General features: G+C 37.0%; 17 protein-coding genes. 5 read left to right on the plus strand and 12 right to left on the minus strand.

Annotated elements, in window-relative coordinates; genetic code table 11:
* Window positions 1-569 precede the first annotated feature (569 nt).
* Complete coding sequence (locus tag GQ45_RS02850; protein WP_047414924.1) at window positions 570-860, minus strand: type II toxin-antitoxin system RelE/ParE family toxin; 291 nt, start codon at window positions 858-860, stop codon at window positions 570-572.
* Complete coding sequence (locus GQ45_RS02855) at window positions 847-1128, minus strand: type II toxin-antitoxin system ParD family antitoxin (RefSeq protein WP_231555144.1); 282 nt, start codon at window positions 1126-1128, stop codon at window positions 847-849. The genes GQ45_RS02850 and GQ45_RS02855 overlap by 14 nt, the downstream gene beginning before the upstream one ends.
* Before the next feature lie 573 nt (window positions 1129-1701).
* Here GQ45_RS02855 and GQ45_RS02865 point away from each other — a divergent pair.
* The gene (locus GQ45_RS02865) at window positions 1702-2274 is read left to right on the plus strand and encodes a porin family protein (RefSeq protein WP_047414927.1); all 573 of its coding nucleotides are present in this window, start codon (window positions 1702-1704) and stop codon (window positions 2272-2274) included.
* 9 nt (window positions 2275-2283) lie between these two features.
* Window positions 2284-3381 carry a DUF6544 family protein gene (locus GQ45_RS02870; protein ID WP_047414929.1) on the plus strand — a complete coding sequence of 366 codons (1098 nt, stop codon included), beginning with the start codon at window positions 2284-2286 and terminating at the stop codon, window positions 3379-3381.
* A 667-nt stretch (window positions 3382-4048) separates the two neighbouring features.
* On the opposite strand, the gene GQ45_RS02875 is transcribed toward GQ45_RS02870, so the two are convergent.
* Window positions 4049-5998 (minus strand): PQQ-binding-like beta-propeller repeat protein, encoded by a 1950-nt coding sequence (locus GQ45_RS02875; RefSeq protein WP_156125337.1) that lies wholly within the window; start codon window positions 5996-5998, stop codon window positions 4049-4051.
* A gap of 215 nt (window positions 5999-6213) precedes the next feature.
* Between GQ45_RS02875 and GQ45_RS02880 the strand changes: the two genes are divergently transcribed.
* Window positions 6214-8241 (plus strand): NADPH-dependent 2,4-dienoyl-CoA reductase, encoded by a 2028-nt coding sequence (locus GQ45_RS02880; protein ID WP_047414933.1) that lies wholly within the window; start codon window positions 6214-6216, stop codon window positions 8239-8241.
* Between the two features lie 176 nt (window positions 8242-8417).
* Here the strand turns inward: GQ45_RS02880 and GQ45_RS02885 are convergent, their stop codons facing one another.
* The 7 genes from GQ45_RS02885 to GQ45_RS02915 all read right to left on the minus strand — a co-directional run bounded on the left by GQ45_RS02885 (window position 8418) and on the right by GQ45_RS02915 (window position 14911).
* Window positions 8418-9770 carry an ATP-binding protein gene (locus GQ45_RS02885; RefSeq protein ID WP_081980855.1) on the minus strand — a complete coding sequence of 451 codons (1353 nt, stop codon included), beginning with the start codon at window positions 9768-9770 and terminating at the stop codon, window positions 8418-8420.
* Window positions 9771-9971: 201 nt separating this feature from the next.
* Window positions 9972-10751: a class I SAM-dependent methyltransferase gene (locus tag GQ45_RS02890; RefSeq protein WP_231555145.1), complete on the minus strand. Its 780-nt coding sequence runs from the start codon at window positions 10749-10751 to the stop codon at window positions 9972-9974.
* Window positions 10752-10968: 217 nt separating this feature from the next.
* Window positions 10969-12024, minus strand: a complete 1056-nt coding sequence (locus tag GQ45_RS02895) for an NAD(P)-dependent alcohol dehydrogenase (protein WP_047414935.1) — start codon at window positions 12022-12024, stop codon at window positions 10969-10971.
* On the minus strand, window positions 12021-12446 hold the full coding sequence (locus GQ45_RS02900) for an OsmC family peroxiredoxin (protein ID WP_047414937.1): 426 nt from the start codon (window positions 12444-12446) through the stop codon (window positions 12021-12023). Before GQ45_RS02900 ends, GQ45_RS02895 begins: the two co-directional genes overlap by 4 nt.
* Window positions 12447-12465: 19 nt before the next feature.
* Complete coding sequence (locus GQ45_RS02905) at window positions 12466-13569, minus strand: alkene reductase (RefSeq protein ID WP_047414939.1); 1104 nt, start codon at window positions 13567-13569, stop codon at window positions 12466-12468.
* Between the two features lie 2 nt (window positions 13570-13571).
* Entirely contained in the window at window positions 13572-14252 is a 681-nt protein-coding gene (locus GQ45_RS02910) for a type 1 glutamine amidotransferase domain-containing protein (RefSeq protein ID WP_047414941.1), read from the minus strand.
* An 83-nt stretch (window positions 14253-14335) separates the two neighbouring features.
* On the minus strand, window positions 14336-14911 hold the full coding sequence (locus GQ45_RS02915) for a Crp/Fnr family transcriptional regulator (protein ID WP_047414943.1): 576 nt from the start codon (window positions 14909-14911) through the stop codon (window positions 14336-14338).
* 201 nt (window positions 14912-15112) lie between these two features.
* Here GQ45_RS02915 and GQ45_RS02920 point away from each other — a divergent pair, with 201 nt between their 5' ends.
* Window positions 15113-15682 carry a Crp/Fnr family transcriptional regulator gene (locus GQ45_RS02920; protein ID WP_047414945.1) on the plus strand — a complete coding sequence of 190 codons (570 nt, stop codon included), beginning with the start codon at window positions 15113-15115 and terminating at the stop codon, window positions 15680-15682.
* 293 nt (window positions 15683-15975) lie between these two features.
* Entirely contained in the window at window positions 15976-16716 is a 741-nt protein-coding gene (locus GQ45_RS02925; RefSeq protein WP_047414947.1) for an acyl-CoA desaturase, read from the plus strand.
* A gap of 280 nt (window positions 16717-16996) precedes the next feature.
* Here GQ45_RS02925 and GQ45_RS02930 read toward each other — a convergent pair whose 3' ends face one another.
* Window positions 16997-17881, minus strand: a complete 885-nt coding sequence (locus GQ45_RS02930; protein WP_047414950.1) for a DUF4382 domain-containing protein — start codon at window positions 17879-17881, stop codon at window positions 16997-16999.
* A gap of 422 nt (window positions 17882-18303) precedes the next feature.
* Window positions 18304-20799 (minus strand): ABC transporter permease, encoded by a 2496-nt coding sequence (locus GQ45_RS02935; RefSeq protein WP_047414952.1) that lies wholly within the window; start codon window positions 20797-20799, stop codon window positions 18304-18306.
* Window positions 20800-20805: the final 6 nt, after the last annotated feature.

Here is a 20805-nt window from a genome sequence, read left to right on the forward strand (position 1 = left end):
ACATTCATTTTTTAAAGGGTCTTTTCTATACTCTTTATGCTACACACCCAATACGATAAAAGGTTTATGATATATATTCACTTCTATTCAAAACATATATTCATGCACTTTTAATAATGGTTAGCAGTTTGGAGTTAGAAAAGAGCAAAGTTGATTTCTTATCCATTCCACACACATTGACTCATAAGATTTTTATTGTTTTTAAAAGTGTTTATGAAACTCGCATAAGGGTCGGTTTACTTCACCTTGTGGAAGAAACATTTTAAAATAAATTTTTTAAAGAAACTTTAGAAACAACTTTGCCCGTGCGTCAACCTGCTCAAAAAAGAAAGATTCTCATCTCTTTTTTATGTCGTACCCAAAGCTCAATTTACCCTTCGACTATGCTCAGGACAGGCTCCACGCGAAACATTATAGTACATTTTGCATATTGGTTTAGCCAGTGGCTGAAGCAATAATCAAGAAGGATGGCGCGTTTGCGAAATTCTACAGAAGTTTAATCCAAGTAGCTTTAATGCTCAACTAAAAGAAAACGACACCAAAACCATTCTCATAATTTTAATATATAGTTATAAAGTAGTATCATAGTCCATACTTTGATTCAGTACACGAACAATCAAAATATCAATATCTGTAGCTAAATAAAAAATAGTATGAGATTTATAAGAAAACCTTTTTAATGAGAATACAAATTCTGAAGCATCGCGTCCAAGATTGATGTTATCGGATAAAACTTGAAAGATATCGTGTATTCCAAATAAATATTCTTGCGCCTGTTTCAATCCAAACCTTTCAATTCCATATTCGTACATTTTTGTAAGATCACTTTCGGCCTTTCCAGATACTTTATAAACGCCCATCTGCTCTCATACGTTCTTCAACTTCTTTCATAATATCTGGAACAGATTTATTGCGAATACCGCTTTCCATACCTTCTGTTATGGCTGCTTTTAGTGCGGAAAATTTAGCATTTTTTGCCTGATCCTGTCTTACTAAATCACGAAGATATTCACTATCATTAGTAAATTCACCAATTGTAATTCGTGATTTTATCCATTTATCTTGTTTTTCAGTAAATGTTATTGTTTTTCTAATGGTAGACATGCGTATTTTTGTTTTAATAATCATACTATTGGTGCAATTTAATGTATTCGATTGAATATTACAAAAAAATAGAGTGCTAATTTCATGTATTTAGTAACTATTCCCATTCCATACACATTCCCACTTCGCTCCTATCGTCATCTCGACTTCACTCGATACAGGCTAGCATAAAAAGTATTTATTTACAATGTTAATATTGTTTTAAAGGAGTTCATGCACCTCGCAAACTCGATGTCATTAACATGGCAGAAGAAACTTTTAGAATAAATATTTTTAAGAAACTTTTGTAACAACTTTGCCAGCGCATCAACCCGCTCAAAAAACTAAAGGTCTACCAGACCTTTCATTGTTATACCACCCAAAGCTCAAGGTACCCTTCGACTATGCTCAGGACACGCTCCACGCAGAACATTATAGCATAAATGATAACAACTAACAATCCATGAACTAAAATTTTATGAGTCCGAATTAAACATCTAGGTTCAATTTTACCTACTAAACTCGCTTTAAAAAAATTTATGAAACTGATAATTATCATTCCTACACATATTTTCATGGCCTAAATTTATAAAGTGTTTAATGCTAAATAGTTAAATCATGAAAAATTCAAAAATTTTAATTTTAACGCTTTTAATGGTATGGATGAGCGGAGTACTGTTTTCACAGGAAAAATGGTCTCTTGAAGTGCGGCCTGGAGTTAACATACCAACGTCGGATTTTGGGGATTCAAATATCAAAACAGGATTTGGTTTTGAGTCCGCCATAGGCTACCGCTTTATGGAGCATTTAGGAGCTTATGTAGGTTGGGGTTACAATAACTTTAAACTTGAGGATTCTAATTTTGATTTTGATGAAACAGGATATACTTTTGGATTTCAGTTCGTACATTCTTTAGGAACTTCTGAAAAACTATCGTATCTAGTAAGAGCTGGTGGAATTTATAATCATATTGAACTCGAAAACAACGATGGCGACATTGTTGAAGATTCTGGTCATGGTCTTGGTTGGGAACTAGGAGCTGGAATTAATTACGCGCTAGGAAGTAACTGGCATTTAAGACCACAAATAGGTTATCGTGCACTTTCCAGAGATCTTGAACTAGGAGAAATTACCTCAAATATTGATGTTAATTACTTTGTATTTGGCGTAGGCATTGCAAAAACGTTTTAAAACTGAATAATGAAATTTGCCTTTTCTTTTATCCTATTACTACATGGACTTATCCATCTGATTGGATTTGTAAAAGCATTTCAATTTGCATCAATAAATCAATTAACCCAAAGCATTTCAAAACCTATTGGAATACTTTGGTTGTTAACTTTTATTCTATTAGTAGTAGGTGCTATATCGTTTATATTGAAAAAAGATTGGTGGTTTTTTGTCGTCATTATTGCTGTGGTTCTCTCACAAATAGTAATCGTAATGTCTTGGAAGGATGCAAAATTTGGCACTATGCCTAATGTGATTATTCTTTTGGTCAGTATTTCGGCTTTTGGCAATTATCATTTCAATGTAATGATTAAAAAAGAGGTACATGCAGTTATGGCGAACAGTTCAAATAATCCGACTATAATTTCCAAAGAAGATTATAATCATTTGCCAGAAATTGTTCAAAAATGGTTGAATACATCCGGAGTTGTTGGAAAACAAAAAGTGGTTTCTGTGAGATTAAAACAAACCGGAGAAATGCGTACCAAACCAGATGCAAGTTGGATGCCTTTTAAGGCTACACAATATTATAATATTGAACACCCAAGTTTTATTTGGTGTACCGAAGTAGAGGCGTTTTCAAACATAAAAATGATTGGTCGTGATAAGTTTAATCATGGTAAAGGTTCGATGCTTATAAAATTAGCTTCTTTAATTCCAGTTGTAGATGAATCCGATAATGAACAAATTAACTCAGGTACCATGCTTCGGTTTTTAGGAGAGGTTTGTTGGTTTCCTTCTGGTGCTTCAAATGATTATATCACTTGGGAAACCATCGATTCAACATCTGCTAAGGCAACCTTTAAGATGAATCAAAAGAGTGTTTCAGGTGTTTTTAAATTTAATTTAAATGGAGATATAGTTTCTTTCGAAGCAGACCGCTATTATGGTGGAGGAAAAAATACTAAACTCGAAAAATGGGTTATTTCTGTTGAAGATTATAAAGTTTTTGAGGGAATTAAAATCCCTTATAAATGCCGTGTAACATGGAAACTTAAAGAAGGTGATTTTAACTGGCTTAACCTTGAAATTGTTGACATGGAATATAATATTCATGAAATTTATTAACTATTAAAAATTCAACCCACAATAAAATGTGCAAAGCCACACACATTTATTCATATGATTCTAATTGTCTTTTAATGTAATTTATGTATTTCCTTCGTCGATGTCACTTCCCTCCTATGGTTCGGCTCTGCTTACCACAGGCTAGTTGCAAAAAAAGTGTTTACGCACTCTACTCCTATTTGATAATAAGGAGCTCGTGAACCCTAAAGGGTTTAATTCGCAAGGGTATTATTGTTTTAGCGGAGCTCATGATTTCTACGAAATTCATTCGCATTGTAGAAGAAACTTTTTGCCTAAATTTTTTCAATAAACTGTAGTAACAACTTTGCCAGCGCATCAACCCGCTCAAAAAACTAAAGGTCTACCAGACCTTTCATTGTTATACCACCCAAAGCTCAAGGTACCCTTCGACTGCCTCAGGACAGACTCCACATAGAATATTTTAGTGCATTTTGCATTAGTAATTCAGCCAGTGGCTGAAGAACTGATCAAGAAAGCTGCTGCGCTGGCATAATTCCAACAAAGATTAATCCAAGTAGCTATAATGTAGTGTTAGGCAAAATATCCCAGAAACATTCTTTTTAGTAAAATATAGGTAAAAGCTGTTTTAATAGAATGCCTTGCATACTGGTAAACCTATATGCAAGGTATTTTTTAAGGTGATCTGTTAGCGCGCCATATACGAAGTAAGTGCAGCGTCTCCTGTTTGATAATACACCTGTCCGGTAATATCGTCAACGGCATATAAGGGCTCACGGTCCGTACCAAGATTAATTGTACCCGCTACTTTACCCGTAGTTTTACTAACTTTTAGCAATACAATGTCTTTTTCTTGTTTTGACATGATGAACATAAAGTCCCTACCTTGTTTAGTGGCTTTGAGTCGGGCATTCGCCTTTCTAAAGGCAGCACCAGCATAACTTGAAGCGGCATTTCCCAAATCCCCGTAGGCCTTGCCTATTTGAGCTACCAGTTCTCCTGCTACTTCGTCTTTTTGACGTAGGTCATTTTCGGCTGCGGCCATGGTACCTGCAACATAGTACGAGGCGGCCCCAATATAGGCAGCCCGCACCGATGAAGCATACAGCAATGCACGTTTCCAACCAGCTTCTTTCGGTGCGGCATAATATTCTTGATAGACCAGAGCCCCATCAAAATTAAATTTGGCAACATTCTGATCGGAGTGTATAAAAATACCATCCTCCAAAATTTCCAGATTCGAAGGGGATTCCTTGCCTTCAAATCGAAGTGCTACTTGTGAAAAATCACTGACCTGACCATTTGACTTATCCACAACTTTTAAAAGTCCGGAACTATAATCAAAAGCATAGATTTTATCTTGATGTGCAGCGGTAAGTCTAGGGCTGGTTTGAATACTTTTTTCCCACTTTAGCGCACCCGTATTAGGATCTAAAATGTTCATCGATTCGGTCGTAATATAGAGGATTGAATTTGCTAGTGGCACAATCCCAACGACTGTACCATCTACTCTAACAGGTTTTTCAAAGGTAATGGCCCCAAGGCTTGGGTCTAAATAATTGAGAAAATCTTTATTGGCAGTTCGTGATACCAGCAAAATACCATCACCAGAATCTAAATAATCATACACGCCACCTTTGATGGCGATACCATTGCCCTTTTTCCCCCAAAGTCCTTCACGGGTCTTATAGTCAAATAGGTTTATTTTTGTTCTATTCCCGTCATCGGGCAACACAAGCATTCCATTATCTAAAAAATTAACCTGGCTGAGCGCTCCATTTACCGTTAATTCTTCGCTCCATACCAAACTTCCGTCATTGATATTATAGGCGTTATAGTGATTGGTATAGTTCATAGTGGTAGTACCAGAGGATGTGGTCATGCCACCTTGTCGTTCTTTCTGTGACGCCAAATAGAAGACATCACTGCCTTCGGGCTGGTAATAGTTTAGTTGTATATCCATATCTTTAGATACATGCTCTGCAGCCTGCTTTAATAAGGCCCCAAATTTCCCCATTTTATCGATTTGCTCCGCTTCCCTAGAGTTCGTTTTCTTCCAAAGTACATCTCCGGTATCGGTATTAAGTTTGTAGTTGTTGAACAAGGTTACGATGAGTAGTTCTTGGTTGTCAAGTTCATTGGCAGCAACGATACGACCAAATTTCTCATTCATAGACCATGACAAACTAGCATCTGACATTCTTACGGAAACCATGAGCGGTTCTCCCTTGTAATCCGTTCCAGAAACAAGAATGGCATCTGAATTATACAATAAATGATAGCTATCCACCTTTTGAAGTCCGGCATTTTTAGAATTAAAGACTTCGTTGCCGCTAAACTGATCGATCAGATGTAAGCTTTGGTCTGTGGTTACCGAAAAAAACGGACTATTGGGAAGTTCTTCGAAAGCAGCTCTCTCCAAATTGCCAAAGGCTCTTTTTCCCCAACTAATATTACCTGTTTCGGTATCGATACCTAGCAATTCTTCTCTTGAACTAACGATAAGGTTGCCCAATGAAGTAACTTCTTGCCATAAAATTTTAGTAGGTACCTCTTTATTCCATTTCATTTCTACCTGTGAAAAAGATAGTAATGGAAACACGATCAATAATAAAAAAAGTGGTTTTATCTGGCTCATATTTTGGTTTTTAGTCTTTTTAGAACGTAGTACTTCCCTATTTAGTACAATCTATTCCGTATTATCTGAGCCAAGACTCCAATCTTATAGACCTTTATGCCCAGGCCTGCAGCACCTAGCACCCTGTCGCTGTTTAAATTTTGTCATGCTAAAAAAACGTATCTTACCCATTGTTCTGCGTGCATCCTAACCGCACCTAAATAACCTAAAGAAAAATGACCAAGTATACTCATATTTTTGAACCCTTAGATTTAGGATTTACCACCCTAAAAAACCGAATTATCATGGGTTCTATGCATACCGGATTGGAGGAAGAAAAAAATGGCTTAGAAAAAATAGCTGCCTATTATGCAGAACGCGCCAAAGGTGGCGTTGGTTTAATTGTTACTGGGGGTATTGCACCTAATGTACAGGGCTGGACAGGACCTTTTTCTGCACGGATGAGTACCAAAAAACATGCAAAACACCATAAGGTAATTACAGATGCGGTGCATGCAGCAGGTGGTAAAATATGTATGCAAATTTTACATGCCGGACGTTATGGATATCATCCGTTTGCAGTGGCACCTTCTGCCCTAAAATCACCTATTAGTCCGTTTAAACCCTTTAAACTAAAGAAAGCCGGAATTGATCGTACCATTCGTGATTTTGTAAACGCTGCTAAACTATCAAAAGTAGCAGGTTATGATGGTGTAGAGATTATGGGTTCTGAAGGGTATTTAATCAATCAATTTATTGTAGAACGAACAAACAAGCGTACCGATTCTTATGGAGGAAGCTACGAAAATAGAATGCGATTACCCATCGCATTGGTAAAGCAAACGCGTGAAGCGGTAGGAACCGATTTTATCATCATCTATCGTTTATCCATGTTAGATTTAGTGGAAAAAGGCAGCTCTTGGGAAGAAGTGGTAGCCTTAGGCAAAGCTATAGAAAAAGCGGGTGCCACCATTATAAATACCGGAATTGGGTGGCATGAAGCCCGTATACCTACCATTGCAACCTCAGTACCAAGAGCTGCCTTTACTTGGGTTACCCAAAAAATGAAAGAAGAGCTTTCGATTCCCTTAATTACTTCGAATAGAATAAATATGCCCGAAACAGCTGAAAATATTTTGGCAGAAGGTCATGCAGACCTGATTTCGATGGCACGCCCATTTTTAGCGGATCCGGAATGGGTACATAAAGCAGAAATGAACAAAGCGAACGAAATAAATACCTGTATTGGTTGTAATCAAGCGTGTTTAGACCACGTTTTTGAACGCAAAGTAGCCAGTTGTTTGGTAAACCCAAGAGCATGCCACGAAACGGAACTGAATTATCTTCCGACGAAAACAAAGAAAAAAATTGCTGTTGTTGGGGCAGGTCCTGCAGGTTTAGCTGCTGCAACCGTTGCCGCACAACGCGGACATGACGTGACCCTTTTTGATGCCGATACCGAAATAGGAGGACAATTCAACATGGCCAAGCAAATTCCAGGGAAAGAAGAATTTCACGAAACCATTAGGTATTTTAATAAGCAAATAGAGTTACATCGTGTTACTCTAAAATTAAATACGCAGGTAACTGCCGAAGATATAAAAAATGGCCATTTTGATGAGGTTATCCTGGCTACAGGAATCAAACCAAGAATCCCAAAAATTGAAGGTATTGATCATCCTAAAGTTTTAAGCTATATTGATGTTTTAAAGTTAAAAAAGCCGGTTGGTAAACGTGTTGCCGTTATTGGTGCCGGAGGCATTGGTTTTGATGTATGTGAATATTTAACACATGAAGGTAAAAGCACTTCCTTGGATATTGACGCTTGGTTAAAAGAATGGGGTATTGATAAAACAATGGAGGCTAGAAGCGGAACAGAAGGTGTAAGCGCAGAAGTGCATCCATCACCACGGGAAATTTTCATGTTTAAGCGCAGCAAGGGTAAATTTGGTGGTAAATTGGGCAAAACTACGGGCTGGATTCATCGTTCTACCTTGAAAAAGAAAAAAGTACAGTTCATCAACGAGGTGCAGTACACCAAAATTGATGATGAGGGCTTGCATTATCTTCAAAATAAAGCTCAAAAAGTGTTGGCTGTAGATACGATTGTCATTTGCTCGGGTCAAGTACCATTGGCAGAATTATTGGCGCCAATAGAAGCCATAGGTATAAAAGTACACGTCGTTGGAGGTGCAGCGGTTGCTGCTGAATTGGATGCAAAACGCGCCATAAACCAAGCCTGTAGATTAGCCGCCATACTTTAACGATCACAAAATAAATTTACTTATTCATCCGTATAAATTACCATGGCACAACTACCCTGCTCTACTTTGTTCTTTTTTTAAAAGAATGTTTCTTTACAAGATTTTTATTGTTGAAAATAGAAGATTATGAACTTCGTAACAAGGCTCTGCTTCACGTTACTTTATAGCATTTTTTGCTAAGCCATCGCATTATTTTGGCCAAAAGTAAAATAAAACGTAGTACCGACCCCCTCTTCACTTTCTAACCAAATAGACCCATGGTAAAATGTGATGATTTTTTTGACAATAGAAAGTCCAACGCCAGAAGACAGTCCTGTACTTTCTAGTTTAGTAAAAACTTTAAATATTCTTTCAAAATAATCCGATTTAATTCCTATTCCGTTGTCCTTTACAAAAAACTCAAAATGTGCTCCTTTTTTAGTAGCTCCAATTTCAATGAGTGCTTCTTCCTTGTCATTATAGTGAATGGCATTTTGAATTAAATTTTGAAATACTTGTCGAAACCTCCAAGCATTGCCATATACCGAGGGCAGTGTATTTTGGATGCTTATTTTTACGTGACTCGGCAATAAAATGGTTTGTACCACTTCGTTCACCAGTATATTAAAATCAATGAGGCGATCCTCTGATTCTAATTTATCTATGGTAGAATAATCTAAAATTCCCTTGATCAAAAAATCCATTTTTTCTACATTAAACAATACTTGATGTAAAGGTTTTAGAGCATTTTCATTCAAAGCTGCCTTATGATCCTCCATAAACCAATGTACCAAAGAATGAATATTGATAAGGGGAGCTTTTAAATCGTGAGACACCACGTGGGCATACTCATTGAGCTCTTCATTTTGGCGGAACAAATTTTTAAGCAATTCTTCTTTTTTCTGTTCTTGTGCCCTAATCTGTTCTTCATTTTCTTTTCGTTGGATCACATTCACCAGCATGTTGGCAAATACAAAAAGAATATCTTTCTCGTTTTCTTCATACCTATTTATTTTATGTACCGCGTCAAAGCCAATAAAACCGATTAATTCTTTGTTTTTAATCTTGGGTATGGTAATTAAACTTTTAATGCCTTGTGGTTCTAAAATAGCACGAAGACCTTGCTCACCATCTTCAGGTAAAAGACTCACGTCTTCTACATAAAAGGCCTGTCCCTGGCGGTGAGCATCGAGCCATGGGCTAATAACATCGGTAGGTATATTCTGTAAGTTGGCTATTTCGGGTGCAATGTCCTTAGCACACCATTCATAAGTGTTTGAGGTAGTATTGTTTTCAAAATCATAAGAAAAAATGTAACTCCGGTCAGCACCCACAAATTCTCCAATTTGTTTTAAGGATTTTCCAATCAAGGCATCAATATCGGTTAAATCTGAATTGATATAGGTAGTAGAAATACTTATCAATAAGTCTTGAAAGCGCAGCTGCCTTTCAATAATTTTATCTTTAACAAAACGTTGATCATCGGTGTTGGTATGGTGCTCTATGTTTTTTAAAGTTGTGCGGCTTTCCTCTTGCTGTTCCTTTTTCATTTTAATTTTCACGTTTTGAAATGAAAAAGTAGGCTATTTTTCATTGTCCAAAGATACTATTTACAGATTTAACTTACAAAAGTTAAAATATAATCTGTATTACTTAATTTACTCCGTAAATTTATTCCTTAATCCGGGTATTGGTATTCAAAAGACCGTCATACCATAAGTATTGCTCGTTTAAAACGGCACAAGCTGTCATTATTCCGATTTCAGCTCAAATACCATACAATGCTGCCAAGGCAAATTATCCTTATTTTCTAAAAGTGTAAAGCCTGCAGTTTTGAACTCTTTAACCGCTTGTGCCTCTGTCATTTTATGAATTATCTTGATGGGTATGTTGGGGTCTTCGCCGCGGTATTCTATCAAGAAAATTTTACCCTCTGGTTTTAGTGCTTTTTTTATTGCTAAAAGCATCTCAAGCGGATACTCAAATTCGTGATACACATCTACCATTAGTACTTTATCGATGCTATTTTCCGGTAAGTTCACGTCTTGTTCGCTTCCTTTTACCAAATAGACATTCGCAATACTGTTACGTTCCTTTTGATAGCTCATTTCGGCCAGCATTTCTTCTTGAATATCTACGGCATAAATAGCACCTTCTTGGGTCACAGGTGCCATTTTAAAAACATGATATCCTGATCCCGCCCCTATATCGGCAATAACATCGGTAGCCTGTAGGTCTAAATTTTTTAATAGGCGAGAAACACTTTCTTCCTGCTCTCGTTCAGGTCTATTGAGCCATTCCATACCTTGAAAACCCATAACATGGGCAATCTCCCTTCCTTGATACCACTTTCCTATACCATTGGGGTCATTGCGTTTGTAGGTGTATATTTCACTTGATTCGGAAGCAGGAGTCTCTTTTTGTTGACTCTTACAGCTCTGCAATGGTAACATCAGGGTACTAATCATAAGCACTAGAAAAGCCTGTTTTGTCGAAAGTTTTAGCCTATCATTTTTATCTCCTAGTTTCATTTCAATATATTTTAATTTATTTTCTTACAGCTTATTTTTGGCGTACACCCAATTAAAACAAAAATACAAAAGCTTCAAGTAGCTTTTATTTTTAGCTGCTTTTTATCTCATCAAATTTCAAAAATTACCTAAAATCGATTTATTTTTAGAGACCTTGAACAAAAAAAAGCCTCATAACTATTTATGAGGCCTTTTTTAAAACTTTAGAACTCGTTTTTTATTTTAACGATTTCATATCGATAACAAATCTATACTTTACATCATTACTCGTTACACGCTCGTATGCGGTGTTGATATCTTGCATATTGATGAGCTCAATATCACTCGTAATATTGTGTTCTCCACAAAAATCTAACATCTCTTGGGTTTCTTTGATACCGCCTATTAAAGAGCCAGCAATACGCTTGCGCCCCATAATAATGCTACCACCATGAAACGGCTTTAAAGGCTCTACGGCCCCAACTAAAACCATCGTGGCATCAATTTTAAGCAAACCTAGGTAAGGATCCATTTCATGACCTACTGGAATGGTATTTAATATAAAGTCGAAACTTCCTTGATGCTTTTTCATGTCGTCTTGGTCTTTAGAGACTAAAACTTCATGTGCGCCTAATCTTTTGGCGTCTTTTCCTTTTTCAGGTGATGTCGTAATCATGACTACATGGGCGCCTAGTGCATTGGCAAACTTAACACCCATATGCCCTAAACCTCCTAAGCCGATAACCCCTACTTTATCTCCTTTTTTTACCTTCCAATGGGTTAAGGGAGACCATGTAGTTACTCCAGCACATAATAAAGGAGCCGTTGCTGCTTCGTCTAAGTTTTCTGGAATACGTAAAACAAATTTTTCATCCACCACCACAGACGTTGAATACCCACCATATGTTTGCTTCCCATCGATATGTGGATCAGCACTATTATACGTGAACGTAGCTCCTTTTTCACAAAATTGTTCCAAATCTTGTTCACAAGAATTACAAGTCTGGCACGAGTCTACCATACACCCTACACCTACTAAATCGCCTATCTTGTAATGGCTAACATTTGCCCCTACTTCGGTGACACGGCCAATAATTTCATGCCCTGGTACTACTGGATAGGTAGATCCCTTCCAATCGTTCCTTACCGTATGAATATCACTATGGCATACCCCACAATAGGTGATGTCAATTTTTACATCGGCTGCTCCTACTGCTCTTCTTTGTATGTCTAAGGGTTTTAAATCTTCGGTTGATGCCGTGGCACCATATGCTTTTATCGTTGTCATACTTATGCGTTTTTTAAGGTTACTTTTAAAACTATTTCTGTCTGTAATACTTTAGACACAGGACATACTTCTTTCGCTTTATGCGCTATTTGCTGAAATTGTTCTGCATCTATATTTGGTACATCTCCTTCCAAATTTAAATTGATTTTTGTAATTGCCCCGTCTTCAAAACTAACGGTGGCTGCAACATCTAAGCTTGTTGCTGTAAAATCAGCTTCGTTTAGTAAGAAACTTAATTGTATGGCAAAACAACCCGCGTGTGCTGCTCCTATCAATTCTTCAGGATTCGTTCCTTTTTCTCCATCCTCAAACCGAGTATGGAACGAATAAGCGGTATTATTAAGAACTTTACTTGCTGTGCTGAGCTTTCCTTTTCCATCTTTTCCACTGCCTTTCCATTCGGCATTTGCTTTTCTAGTAAATTTCATTAGTCTTTTATTTTAATTGTTATACTTTTTGTGCTACTGCCTTCGGATAATCAGTATAGCCCTTAGCTCCTGTGGTGTAAAAGGTTTCTTCATCCCATTCGGCTAGCTCTACATTATTTTCAAAGCGCTCCACTAAATCAGGATTAGAAATATACAACTTACCATAGGCTACGAGATCCGCTAAACCTTCCTCGATGATTTTATTCCCTTTTTCTTGATCAAAAGCGGTATTGATCATTAAGGTACCTTTGTATAAAGGTCGGAAATGTTTTGCAATTTCTGTTACCGCAAATGGAACATCTGAAACATCTGAAAAAGGTTCAGATAAATGTACATAGGCCAATGCATAGTCGTTTAATTTTGATATCAGGTATTCAAAAGTGGGGATGGTATCCTTATCCATGGTCATCCCAAATAAGCCATGTAAGGATGGATTAAAACGCACACCAATTTTTTCTTGAGGAATTACTTCTTTAACGGCCTCTAAAACCTCAAAAAAGAAACGTGTTTTGTTTTCCATGTTGCCTCCATATTCATCTGTTCTTTTATTAGAAGATCCATTAAAAAACTGATGAAACAAATAGCCGTTTGAAGAGTGTATTTCTACGCCATCAAAACCTGCTTTTACGGCATTGGCTGCTGCATTCTGAAAATCTTTGACCGTGGTTTTAATTTCCTCAATGCTCATTCCTTTAGGGGTTACGGTATCTTTAAAACCTTCTGGCGTATACGATTTCGCATTTGGATTTAGAGCCGAAGCGGATAAAGGCAATTCGCCATTGTGAAAATCAGGATGCGACATCCGGCCCACGTGCCATAATTGAATAAAGATTTTTCCACCTTTATCGTGTACACGTTTTGTTACTTTTTTCCATCCTTCTACTTGGGCTTCTGAATAGATGCCAGGCGTATTGATATAGCCTACGGCTTTTTCAGATACTTGTGAACCTTCTGTGATAATTAAGCCTGCTGATGCTCGTTGTTCGTAATACAAGCCGTGTAAGTCGTCTGTGGGCACATTACCCTCGTTCGCGGCTCTACTTCTCGTCATCGGTGCCATAACGATTCTGTTCTTAAGGCTTATATTATTCGTATAGGGTGTTAGTAAATTTTGTTTGCTCATGTTTATTGTAATTTTTTGGTTAATAATTCGGCTACTTTTTCAGAGGAAGCCGGGTTTTGGCCTGTGATTAATAAGCCGTCTTCAACCGCATAAGGTTGCCAGTCGCCTATTTTAGAGTAGATACCGCCATTCGTTTTTAGCATATCTTCTAAAAGAAATGGAACCACCTCTGTTAATTGAACCGCCTCTTCTTCTTCATTGGTAAATCCGGTTACTTTTTTTCCTTTTACCAAGGGTTCCTGAGCACTATTCTTTACATTTTTTAAAACTGCCGGTGCGTGGCACACAAAGGCAACAGGTTTATGGTTGTTATAAAATTCTTCTATCAATTTAATAGAGGTTAGGTCTTCTACTAAGTCCCACAATACGCCATGCCCACCAGGATAAAAAACAGCATCATAATCTTCTTGATTGATGCTTGCTAATTGATGCGTATTGGCTAATTTGTCTTGTGTGGCCTTGTCCTTATCGAACCTTTGCGTTGCCGCTGTAGCAGCATCTTCTGAAGCACTGCTTGGATCTATGGGTGGGTGGCCACCTTTGGGTGACGCCAAAGTAACCTTGTGTCCTGCATCTGTCAGGGTGTAGTAGGGTGCCGCAAATTCTTCAATCCAGAATCCAGTTTTTTTTCCTGTGCTCCCTAAAGAGTCATTGCTTGTTAATACAAATAGTATATTTTTCATGTCGTACTTTTAATTTTTTGAATTAATTCAAAGTTATGACACCAAAACATCAATTTCATTGATCTATATCAATTAAGAAAGCTTTAACTTTTTTGTTTTTTCCTCACCCTACTTAGGTTTTCTGGTGTAACACCTAAGTAATTTGCTATATCATAGTTGGGCACTCGGTCTTCTATATGAGGATAAGCGCTACAGAATTCTAGGTACCGTTCTTGTGTGTTTTTTTCTTGGGTAGATAAAATTCGTTTCCGTTGAGAGACAAAAGCCTTGGTGACTAGTATCCTAAAATAGCGCTCAAAAATTGGGGCTTCCGTATAAATTTTTTGAAGTTCATCGTAATTAAGGGACAATAATTCCGCATCTTCAATGGCTTCGATATACAAATTTGACGCTATTTGATTGTAAAAGGCATCAAAATCACCAATCCACCAATTTTCTATGGCAAATTGAATAATATGACGACCTCCTTTAGCATCTATGTAATACGCTTTTAAGCAGCCTTTTACCACAAAATATTCATGCTTTACATGGGTGCCTGGTTTTAGTAAAAAATTTCCTTTGGATACGGAGACTTCTGTAAGCACCTCTTGAAATAATTGTAAATCCTTGGCGGAAGGATGAATATGGCTCTCAATATGTTTTATAATGGACTGATGCATAGTACAAAGATGCTATTTTGTTTGACTTTTCGCAATAGCACCTAGCCTAATTTAATGATTAGTTAAAGGCTAGCTATCGGATACGTACTCTTTAATGACAAGTTGCATAAAAAACATGCTAGAATCTCGATCCACATTATTTAATAGGAATGTTTCTCTATGAATCCTTATCTTTACCCCTTATAGTTTTGATAACAACTAGTGCAACAAATAAAAGCCTACTTAGAAAAAATAGCCACCATCTCTGCATCCGATTGGGACTTTTTTATGTCCAAATTAGAACGACGGGTAATTCCTAAAAAATCGATTTTTCTACACATCAATGAGATTGAAAATCACATTTCCTTTATAGAATCTGGCGTAGTTCGTTTGTTTATTCCCAAAGAAAATCCGGACAAAGAAATTACTTTTGGTTTTAGTTTTAAAGATCAGTTTATCAGTGCCTATGATTCATTTTTAACACGTTCCCCTTCAGCCTACCAATTGCAAGCACTTACCGAAACAACGATTTTAAGCATTACTTATTCCGATTTGCAACTCGTTTATAAAACCACCCAATTAGGAAATTTAGTGGGTCGTTTAACCGCTGAGCGACTTTTTTTAATCAAATCAAAACGGGAACAAAACTTATTGAATTTGACTGCAGAACAACGCTATGTAAATTTGTTTAAAGAGCGCCCAGAGTTATTAAAAGTAATCCCTCTAAAATATATCAGTTCTTATATTGGTGTGACTTCGCAAGCCTTAAGCAGAATTCGAAAACGGGTTTAAGAAGCTGTCGAAAGCCGAATGTCAAATATTTTAAGTGTAAAGGCTCATAAATTAGAACCAAGATACAAGACTCAGGATTCAAGACCCAGGATTCAAGATTCAAGACCCAGGATTCAAGATTCAAGAGCCAAGATACAAGAATCAAGACTTCATAGGTGAACCATTTTATGAGCTGTAAAATTTAGTCTAGCCTCCTAGTTCTTAGAGCGCAGCAGTCATGAATCTTTCCTAATTAATTGATTTAGGTTCATTGTTTCTCTCCATGCATCAAATTACCTTTGTAAAAAAAAGCTATGTTGATTATTATATTTGTTGCCGTACTCTGGTATGGCGGTTTGTTTTTCCAGTCCTTTTTTTTACACCGGTATGCGGCGCATCAGGTATTCACAATGTCTAAAACCATGGAACGCATTACCTTTGTTTTAACTTGGATTTTTCAGGGACCCAGCTACTTAAGCGCCTATGGCTACGGCATCATGCATCGCATGCATCACGCGTATACTGATACCGAAAAAGACCCACATTCTCCCTCACACGATGACAACTTATTTGCAATGATGTGGAAAACAAAAACCGTCTATCAAGATATCAATACCCAACGTGTAGTCATAGATCAACGGTTTACCAAAAACGTGCCCCAATGGAAAGGCTTTGATGTCTTTGCAAGTTCTCGCTTTTCTAGACTACTATGGATCACGGCTTATATTTTATTCTTTGTTTTTTTTGCAACGGCTTGGTGGCACTGGTTATTATTACCGGTGACCTTTTTAATGGCACCTATTCATGGCGTCATCATTAATTGGTTTGGACATATTTATGGCTATGTCAATTACACGATGAAGAATACTAGTAAAAACCTCTTTCGTTTTGATTTTTTAATGATGGGCGAAGGCTATCACAACAACCATCATAGACATGCGAACAGAGCCAATTTTGGCGTAAAATGGTATGAGATTGATGTCACCTATTTAATTATTAGAGTTTTAGATGGTTTTGGTCTAATTCAATTGAAGCCTGTTAAAGTTAAATCATAGGAATCGTTGAAGACACAGAAACCTTCTCCCCTAGGTTTTGGTTTCCTTTAGGACAGTGAAATTTCACATCTACGGCTGTAATAAACGAAAAGATAAAGGTATACGTGACTTATATTTTGTGTCTTACTAAGCTATTTTTTTAGAAATAAAAGTATTGTCTAAGCTTATATATAATCCCGATAAATTAAAACTACGGCTAAGAAAAATTAGGCAATTCATTAGCTCATTAAAAGAAAAAAGCGGGATAAGAATCCCGCTTTTTCATATATGAGACAGAATCTTATTCTTCCAGCACCAGTTCAAAGTCTTGAACCGTTTTATTAGCTGCGATTATTTGGATTTCTTCAATAGTCTGTGCCTTATATGCTTCTTTTTCAACGGCTACAGTGTAAGACCCCGCATTCAATCCCATAATCATATAACCCCCATCGACACCAGAAAAAGTTGTTGTGTTTAGTGTATCTGCAATAAAGACCGCCACTTGGGCACCTTCCAATCCAACCAGTACGTCTCCTTTCTTTTCTGTAATTATACCCATAAGTGTTCCGGCTGTTGATAAATTACTAGCCTTGATAACAGGTTTAAAATTAAAACCATTAATATTTGCTGTCCCCCCTTTTGCGACGAAGGATTTGCTTACATCAAAATCAAGTAAAAGATCTGAAGTTAATCCACCGTCAACCACAAGCTCTGGTTGTATAAATATTTTGATTCCTGATTGTGATCCACTTGGAACATTTAAATCATAGGAAGTACCATCTTTCAGTACTACATTAATTCCCTTTACATACACTCTAATCAAATCGTAAGACCCAACCGGAACATCTATATCTACCAGTGTTTTTGTAACACCATTGGTGAGCTCCAAAAGATTTACTTTTATGTCATCTTCCATTAGTACTACAAAAGGTTTATCACTATCTGTTTCAACCGTCATGCCATTGCTGTCAGTCATTTGATCATCTATTTCCACATTTCCTTTGTAGCGCGCGTCAATTTTGAAAATAGTCACATTTGCTTCTGCTACTAAATCGTGTGGGAAAGGAGCATCTGTTAATTGAACTTTAAGCCTGCCAAAGGTATTATTCGTGTCATTTTCATCTGAACAAGCAATAAATATGCTACTAAAAACAATTAGAAGAATTGAAAAAAAGTTAAATTTCATAGTCTAAAATTTTAATTAATATGTATAAGTTTATCTATATACGTTTAAAAACAAAGAGTAGACCTTAAACCCTACCCGAGATTTCAATTATTCGATGAATGACCTCTTTATTTTTTTAAAGTTTATGGATAACATAATTTATACATAGCTAAATATTTCTGAATACATATTTTCTAAATTTTATTTTATACTCCTTATTACTCCGTGTCAAAACTATTTTAGAATTATTTTTTGGGAATTTAGAAAGTACTAAAATTATATTTGATACGTATCCCAAGCAGATGTATTCGGTATATTTTTTTTTGCACTTTTTGATATTTGGCCAATATATAGTTATTGCATTTATAGAAACAGAACAAACTCGTATTAGATAAAATTACGAACCACAAGATTTTATATCATAATTTTTGATTTTAGTAGTGCTACCCCTCCCGTCTCAAAACCTCTAGGGGCGAACTGCGTAAAACCGTCTGAATATTACTTAAACCAATCGCTAACACTAAAAGCGTAATGCCCGGTAAAAACACTAAAAACGGAATCGAAGAAGGCAAAAATGGCTCTTTGAAAACAAATAATGCCAAACAAAGGCTACTCACCAAGGCCAATAAAATGCCCACCAAACTTCCTAAAAGTCCTAAAAAAACATATTCTAAGGCTGATATTTTTAATATTTGAGTGTTTTTGGCCCCCAGGGTTCGGAGGAGCACACTTTCTTTAATTCGTTGGTATTTACTGGTGCGTACCGAGCCTATCAACACAATAATCCCCGTAAGAATGCTAAAAAAGGCCATAAAATTTATAATCCAAGAAACTTTATCTAAAATATCTTCAACGATGGTAAATACTTGTCGCAAATCAAGTACGGATACATTTGGAAACTGTGCTACCAAATCGCGTTGCAAATTTGCAGATCCTACTTCATCCGGTACTGCTGTGGTAATAACCCTAAACTGTGGCGCCTGCTCTAAAACACCTTTGGGAAAAACTATCGTGAAATTAGGTTGCAATTGTGTCCAATCTACACTTCGAATGCTACCTATAGTCGTTTCTAGCAATACGCCTTGAACATTAAAAACTAATGCATCACCTACCGCTAATTTTGCGTCTCGCGCAATATTATCTGATATAGAAATTACTACAGGAGCTCCTTTTGGCAACTCGGGGGTCCACTCCCCTTCTAAAACCTCTTCAGAATCGGCTAGAGTATCCCGATAGGTGGTTCTAAATTCGTGTCTTAATATCCAACCTCCCATTTCGCGGACAGAATCTTGGCGAATATCATTTACCAATCGGTCTTTTATTTTATGTACACGCATGGTAACAATCGGAATGCTACTTAAAACAGGTAAATTGCCATCCGTGAGTCGCTTTTCGATGGCATCACGCTGGTCTGTTTGCACATCTAGGATAATCAAATTGGCATTTTCTGCCGTCTGACCTATTTCGGTTTTAGCCAATAAAATATCTTTGGTAAAATAGAGCGTGCTAATTAAAAACGTACCTAAACCAATTGCCACGACCAGCACTACCGTCTGGTTATTAGGTCGAAATAAGTTTAGCAAACTTTGACGTGTCGTGTACCCAAAACGTTTTGGAAAATAGCGTTTAATCAACTTCATAAACCCTGTTGCAATAAAGGCTAAGGTCGCAAAGGTGACCAACGTACCCCCCACAAAACTCAAGGCGTACAGCGCGTCTTTTAACAACCAGAAAGAAAACAGAAAGAGGAAGAGTAAAATTAAGCCCAATACGAAAAATCGCACTTTATTTGGGCCTTGTGATGCTTCTTCATCCACACGCAATACTTCTAATGGCGAAACATACCAAGTTCGCAATAAAGGCAACAAGGCAAATAAAACCGACATGAATAATCCTAGAAAAATCCCTATTAAAATGGGTTGTATTGAAATACTTATTTCTACGGTAAAAGGTAAAAATTCTTGTAAAATGTAAGGAAATAGCTCTTGAAGCGCCACACCTATAAGTGAACCTAGTAAGCCACCAACAATACCAATCCCTGCAATTTGTAGTAAGAAAATTAAAAAACTCTGCTTTCGAGAGGCACCCATACATTTTAAAACGGCGATAGATTGTAATTTTTCTTTGATGTAAATATGTACAGAACTCGCAATACCAATACAGCCTAATAATAACGCAATAAAAGCAGCCAAATTTAAAAATTTACCTACATTATCATAGCGTCTGCCCAAACGTTGACTTGTGCTTGTATGGGTATCTAAATCGGCATTTTCGGCATCTAAAAGGGGACCAATTTTATCTGCAAACCGACTTAAATTGAGTGAATCGGTGGCCTTATAAAAAAATTGGTATTCCTTGCGACTTCCGAATTGTAAGAGTTCTGTACCTTCAATAAGCCGATTAGGAATAATTACGGTTGGCGCTACAGAAGTAGAAATTGCGGTACTTCCTGGTATGGCTTTTAAAGCACCTGCAATTGGCAAGGTAAGTTCACCAACCTTTATAGAATCACCTGCTTTTACATTAAACTGAAGCATTAAGGTAGCATCAACCAATGCTCCACCTAAATCCTGATAAGCTACTGATGCTGAACTAGGTTCGGTATCAATAGTACCATAAAAGGGAAAGTCTCCTTGCAGCCCTCGAACCTTGACCAATTTAGTGCCCCCATTTTTAGGAAAGGCAATCATCGATACAAAATTCACTTCCTGTGCGTCAGGTTTCAAAGAGTCAATAATCGCTTGAGCTCTAAGAGTGGGTTCTTGACGACTGTCGATAATATAGTCTGCCCCCATCAAGGCTTTTGATTGTCGCTGAATGTTATCTTTTAAATTGGTACTAAACAATTGAATGGAAACGACTGCGGCTATTCCTAAAATAATAGAAGCCATAAACAATAAAAGTCGTACTCTACTCGCTTTGGCATCGCGCCAAGCCATTTTAAA

The sequence above is a fragment of the Cellulophaga sp. Hel_I_12 genome, assembly GCF_000799565.1.
In the GTDB taxonomy this organism is placed as follows: domain Bacteria; phylum Bacteroidota; class Bacteroidia; order Flavobacteriales; family Flavobacteriaceae; genus Cellulophaga.

Excerpts from the sequence above, each read along its gene's own strand:
- GQ45_RS02935 (WP_047414952.1), bottom strand. The coding sequence starts at position 20,799 with ATGGCTTGGCGCGATGCCAAAGCGAGTAGAGTACGACTTTTATTGTTT.
- GQ45_RS02875 (WP_156125337.1), bottom strand. The coding sequence starts at position 5,998 with ATGAGCCAGATAAAACCACTTTTTTTATTATTGATCGTGTTTCCATTA.
- GQ45_RS02905 (WP_047414939.1), bottom strand. The coding sequence starts at position 13,569 with ATGAGCAAACAAAATTTACTAACACCCTATACGAATAATATAAGCCTT.
- GQ45_RS02885 (WP_081980855.1), bottom strand. The coding sequence starts at position 9,770 with ATGAAAAAGGAACAGCAAGAGGAAAGCCGCACAACTTTAAAAAACATA.
- GQ45_RS02900 (WP_047414937.1), bottom strand. The coding sequence starts at position 12,446 with ATGAAATTTACTAGAAAAGCAAATGCCGAATGGAAAGGCAGTGGAAAA.
- GQ45_RS02930 (WP_047414950.1), bottom strand. The coding sequence starts at position 17,881 with ATGAAATTTAACTTTTTTTCAATTCTTCTAATTGTTTTTAGTAGCATA.
- GQ45_RS02870 (WP_047414929.1), top strand. The coding sequence starts at position 2,284 with ATGAAATTTGCCTTTTCTTTTATCCTATTACTACATGGACTTATCCAT.
- GQ45_RS02865 (WP_047414927.1), top strand. The coding sequence starts at position 1,702 with ATGAAAAATTCAAAAATTTTAATTTTAACGCTTTTAATGGTATGGATG.
- GQ45_RS02890 (WP_231555145.1), bottom strand. The coding sequence starts at position 10,751 with ATGAAACTAGGAGATAAAAATGATAGGCTAAAACTTTCGACAAAACAG.
- GQ45_RS02915 (WP_047414943.1), bottom strand. The coding sequence starts at position 14,911 with ATGCATCAGTCCATTATAAAACATATTGAGAGCCATATTCATCCTTCC.
- GQ45_RS02880 (WP_047414933.1), top strand. The coding sequence starts at position 6,214 with ATGACCAAGTATACTCATATTTTTGAACCCTTAGATTTAGGATTTACC.
- GQ45_RS02855 (WP_231555144.1), bottom strand. The coding sequence starts at position 1,128 with ATGATTATTAAAACAAAAATACGCATGTCTACCATTAGAAAAACAATA.
- GQ45_RS02910 (WP_047414941.1), bottom strand. The coding sequence starts at position 14,252 with ATGAAAAATATACTATTTGTATTAACAAGCAATGACTCTTTAGGGAGC.
- GQ45_RS02925 (WP_047414947.1), top strand. The coding sequence starts at position 15,976 with ATGTTGATTATTATATTTGTTGCCGTACTCTGGTATGGCGGTTTGTTT.
- GQ45_RS02850 (WP_047414924.1), bottom strand. The coding sequence starts at position 860 with ATGGGCGTTTATAAAGTATCTGGAAAGGCCGAAAGTGATCTTACAAAA.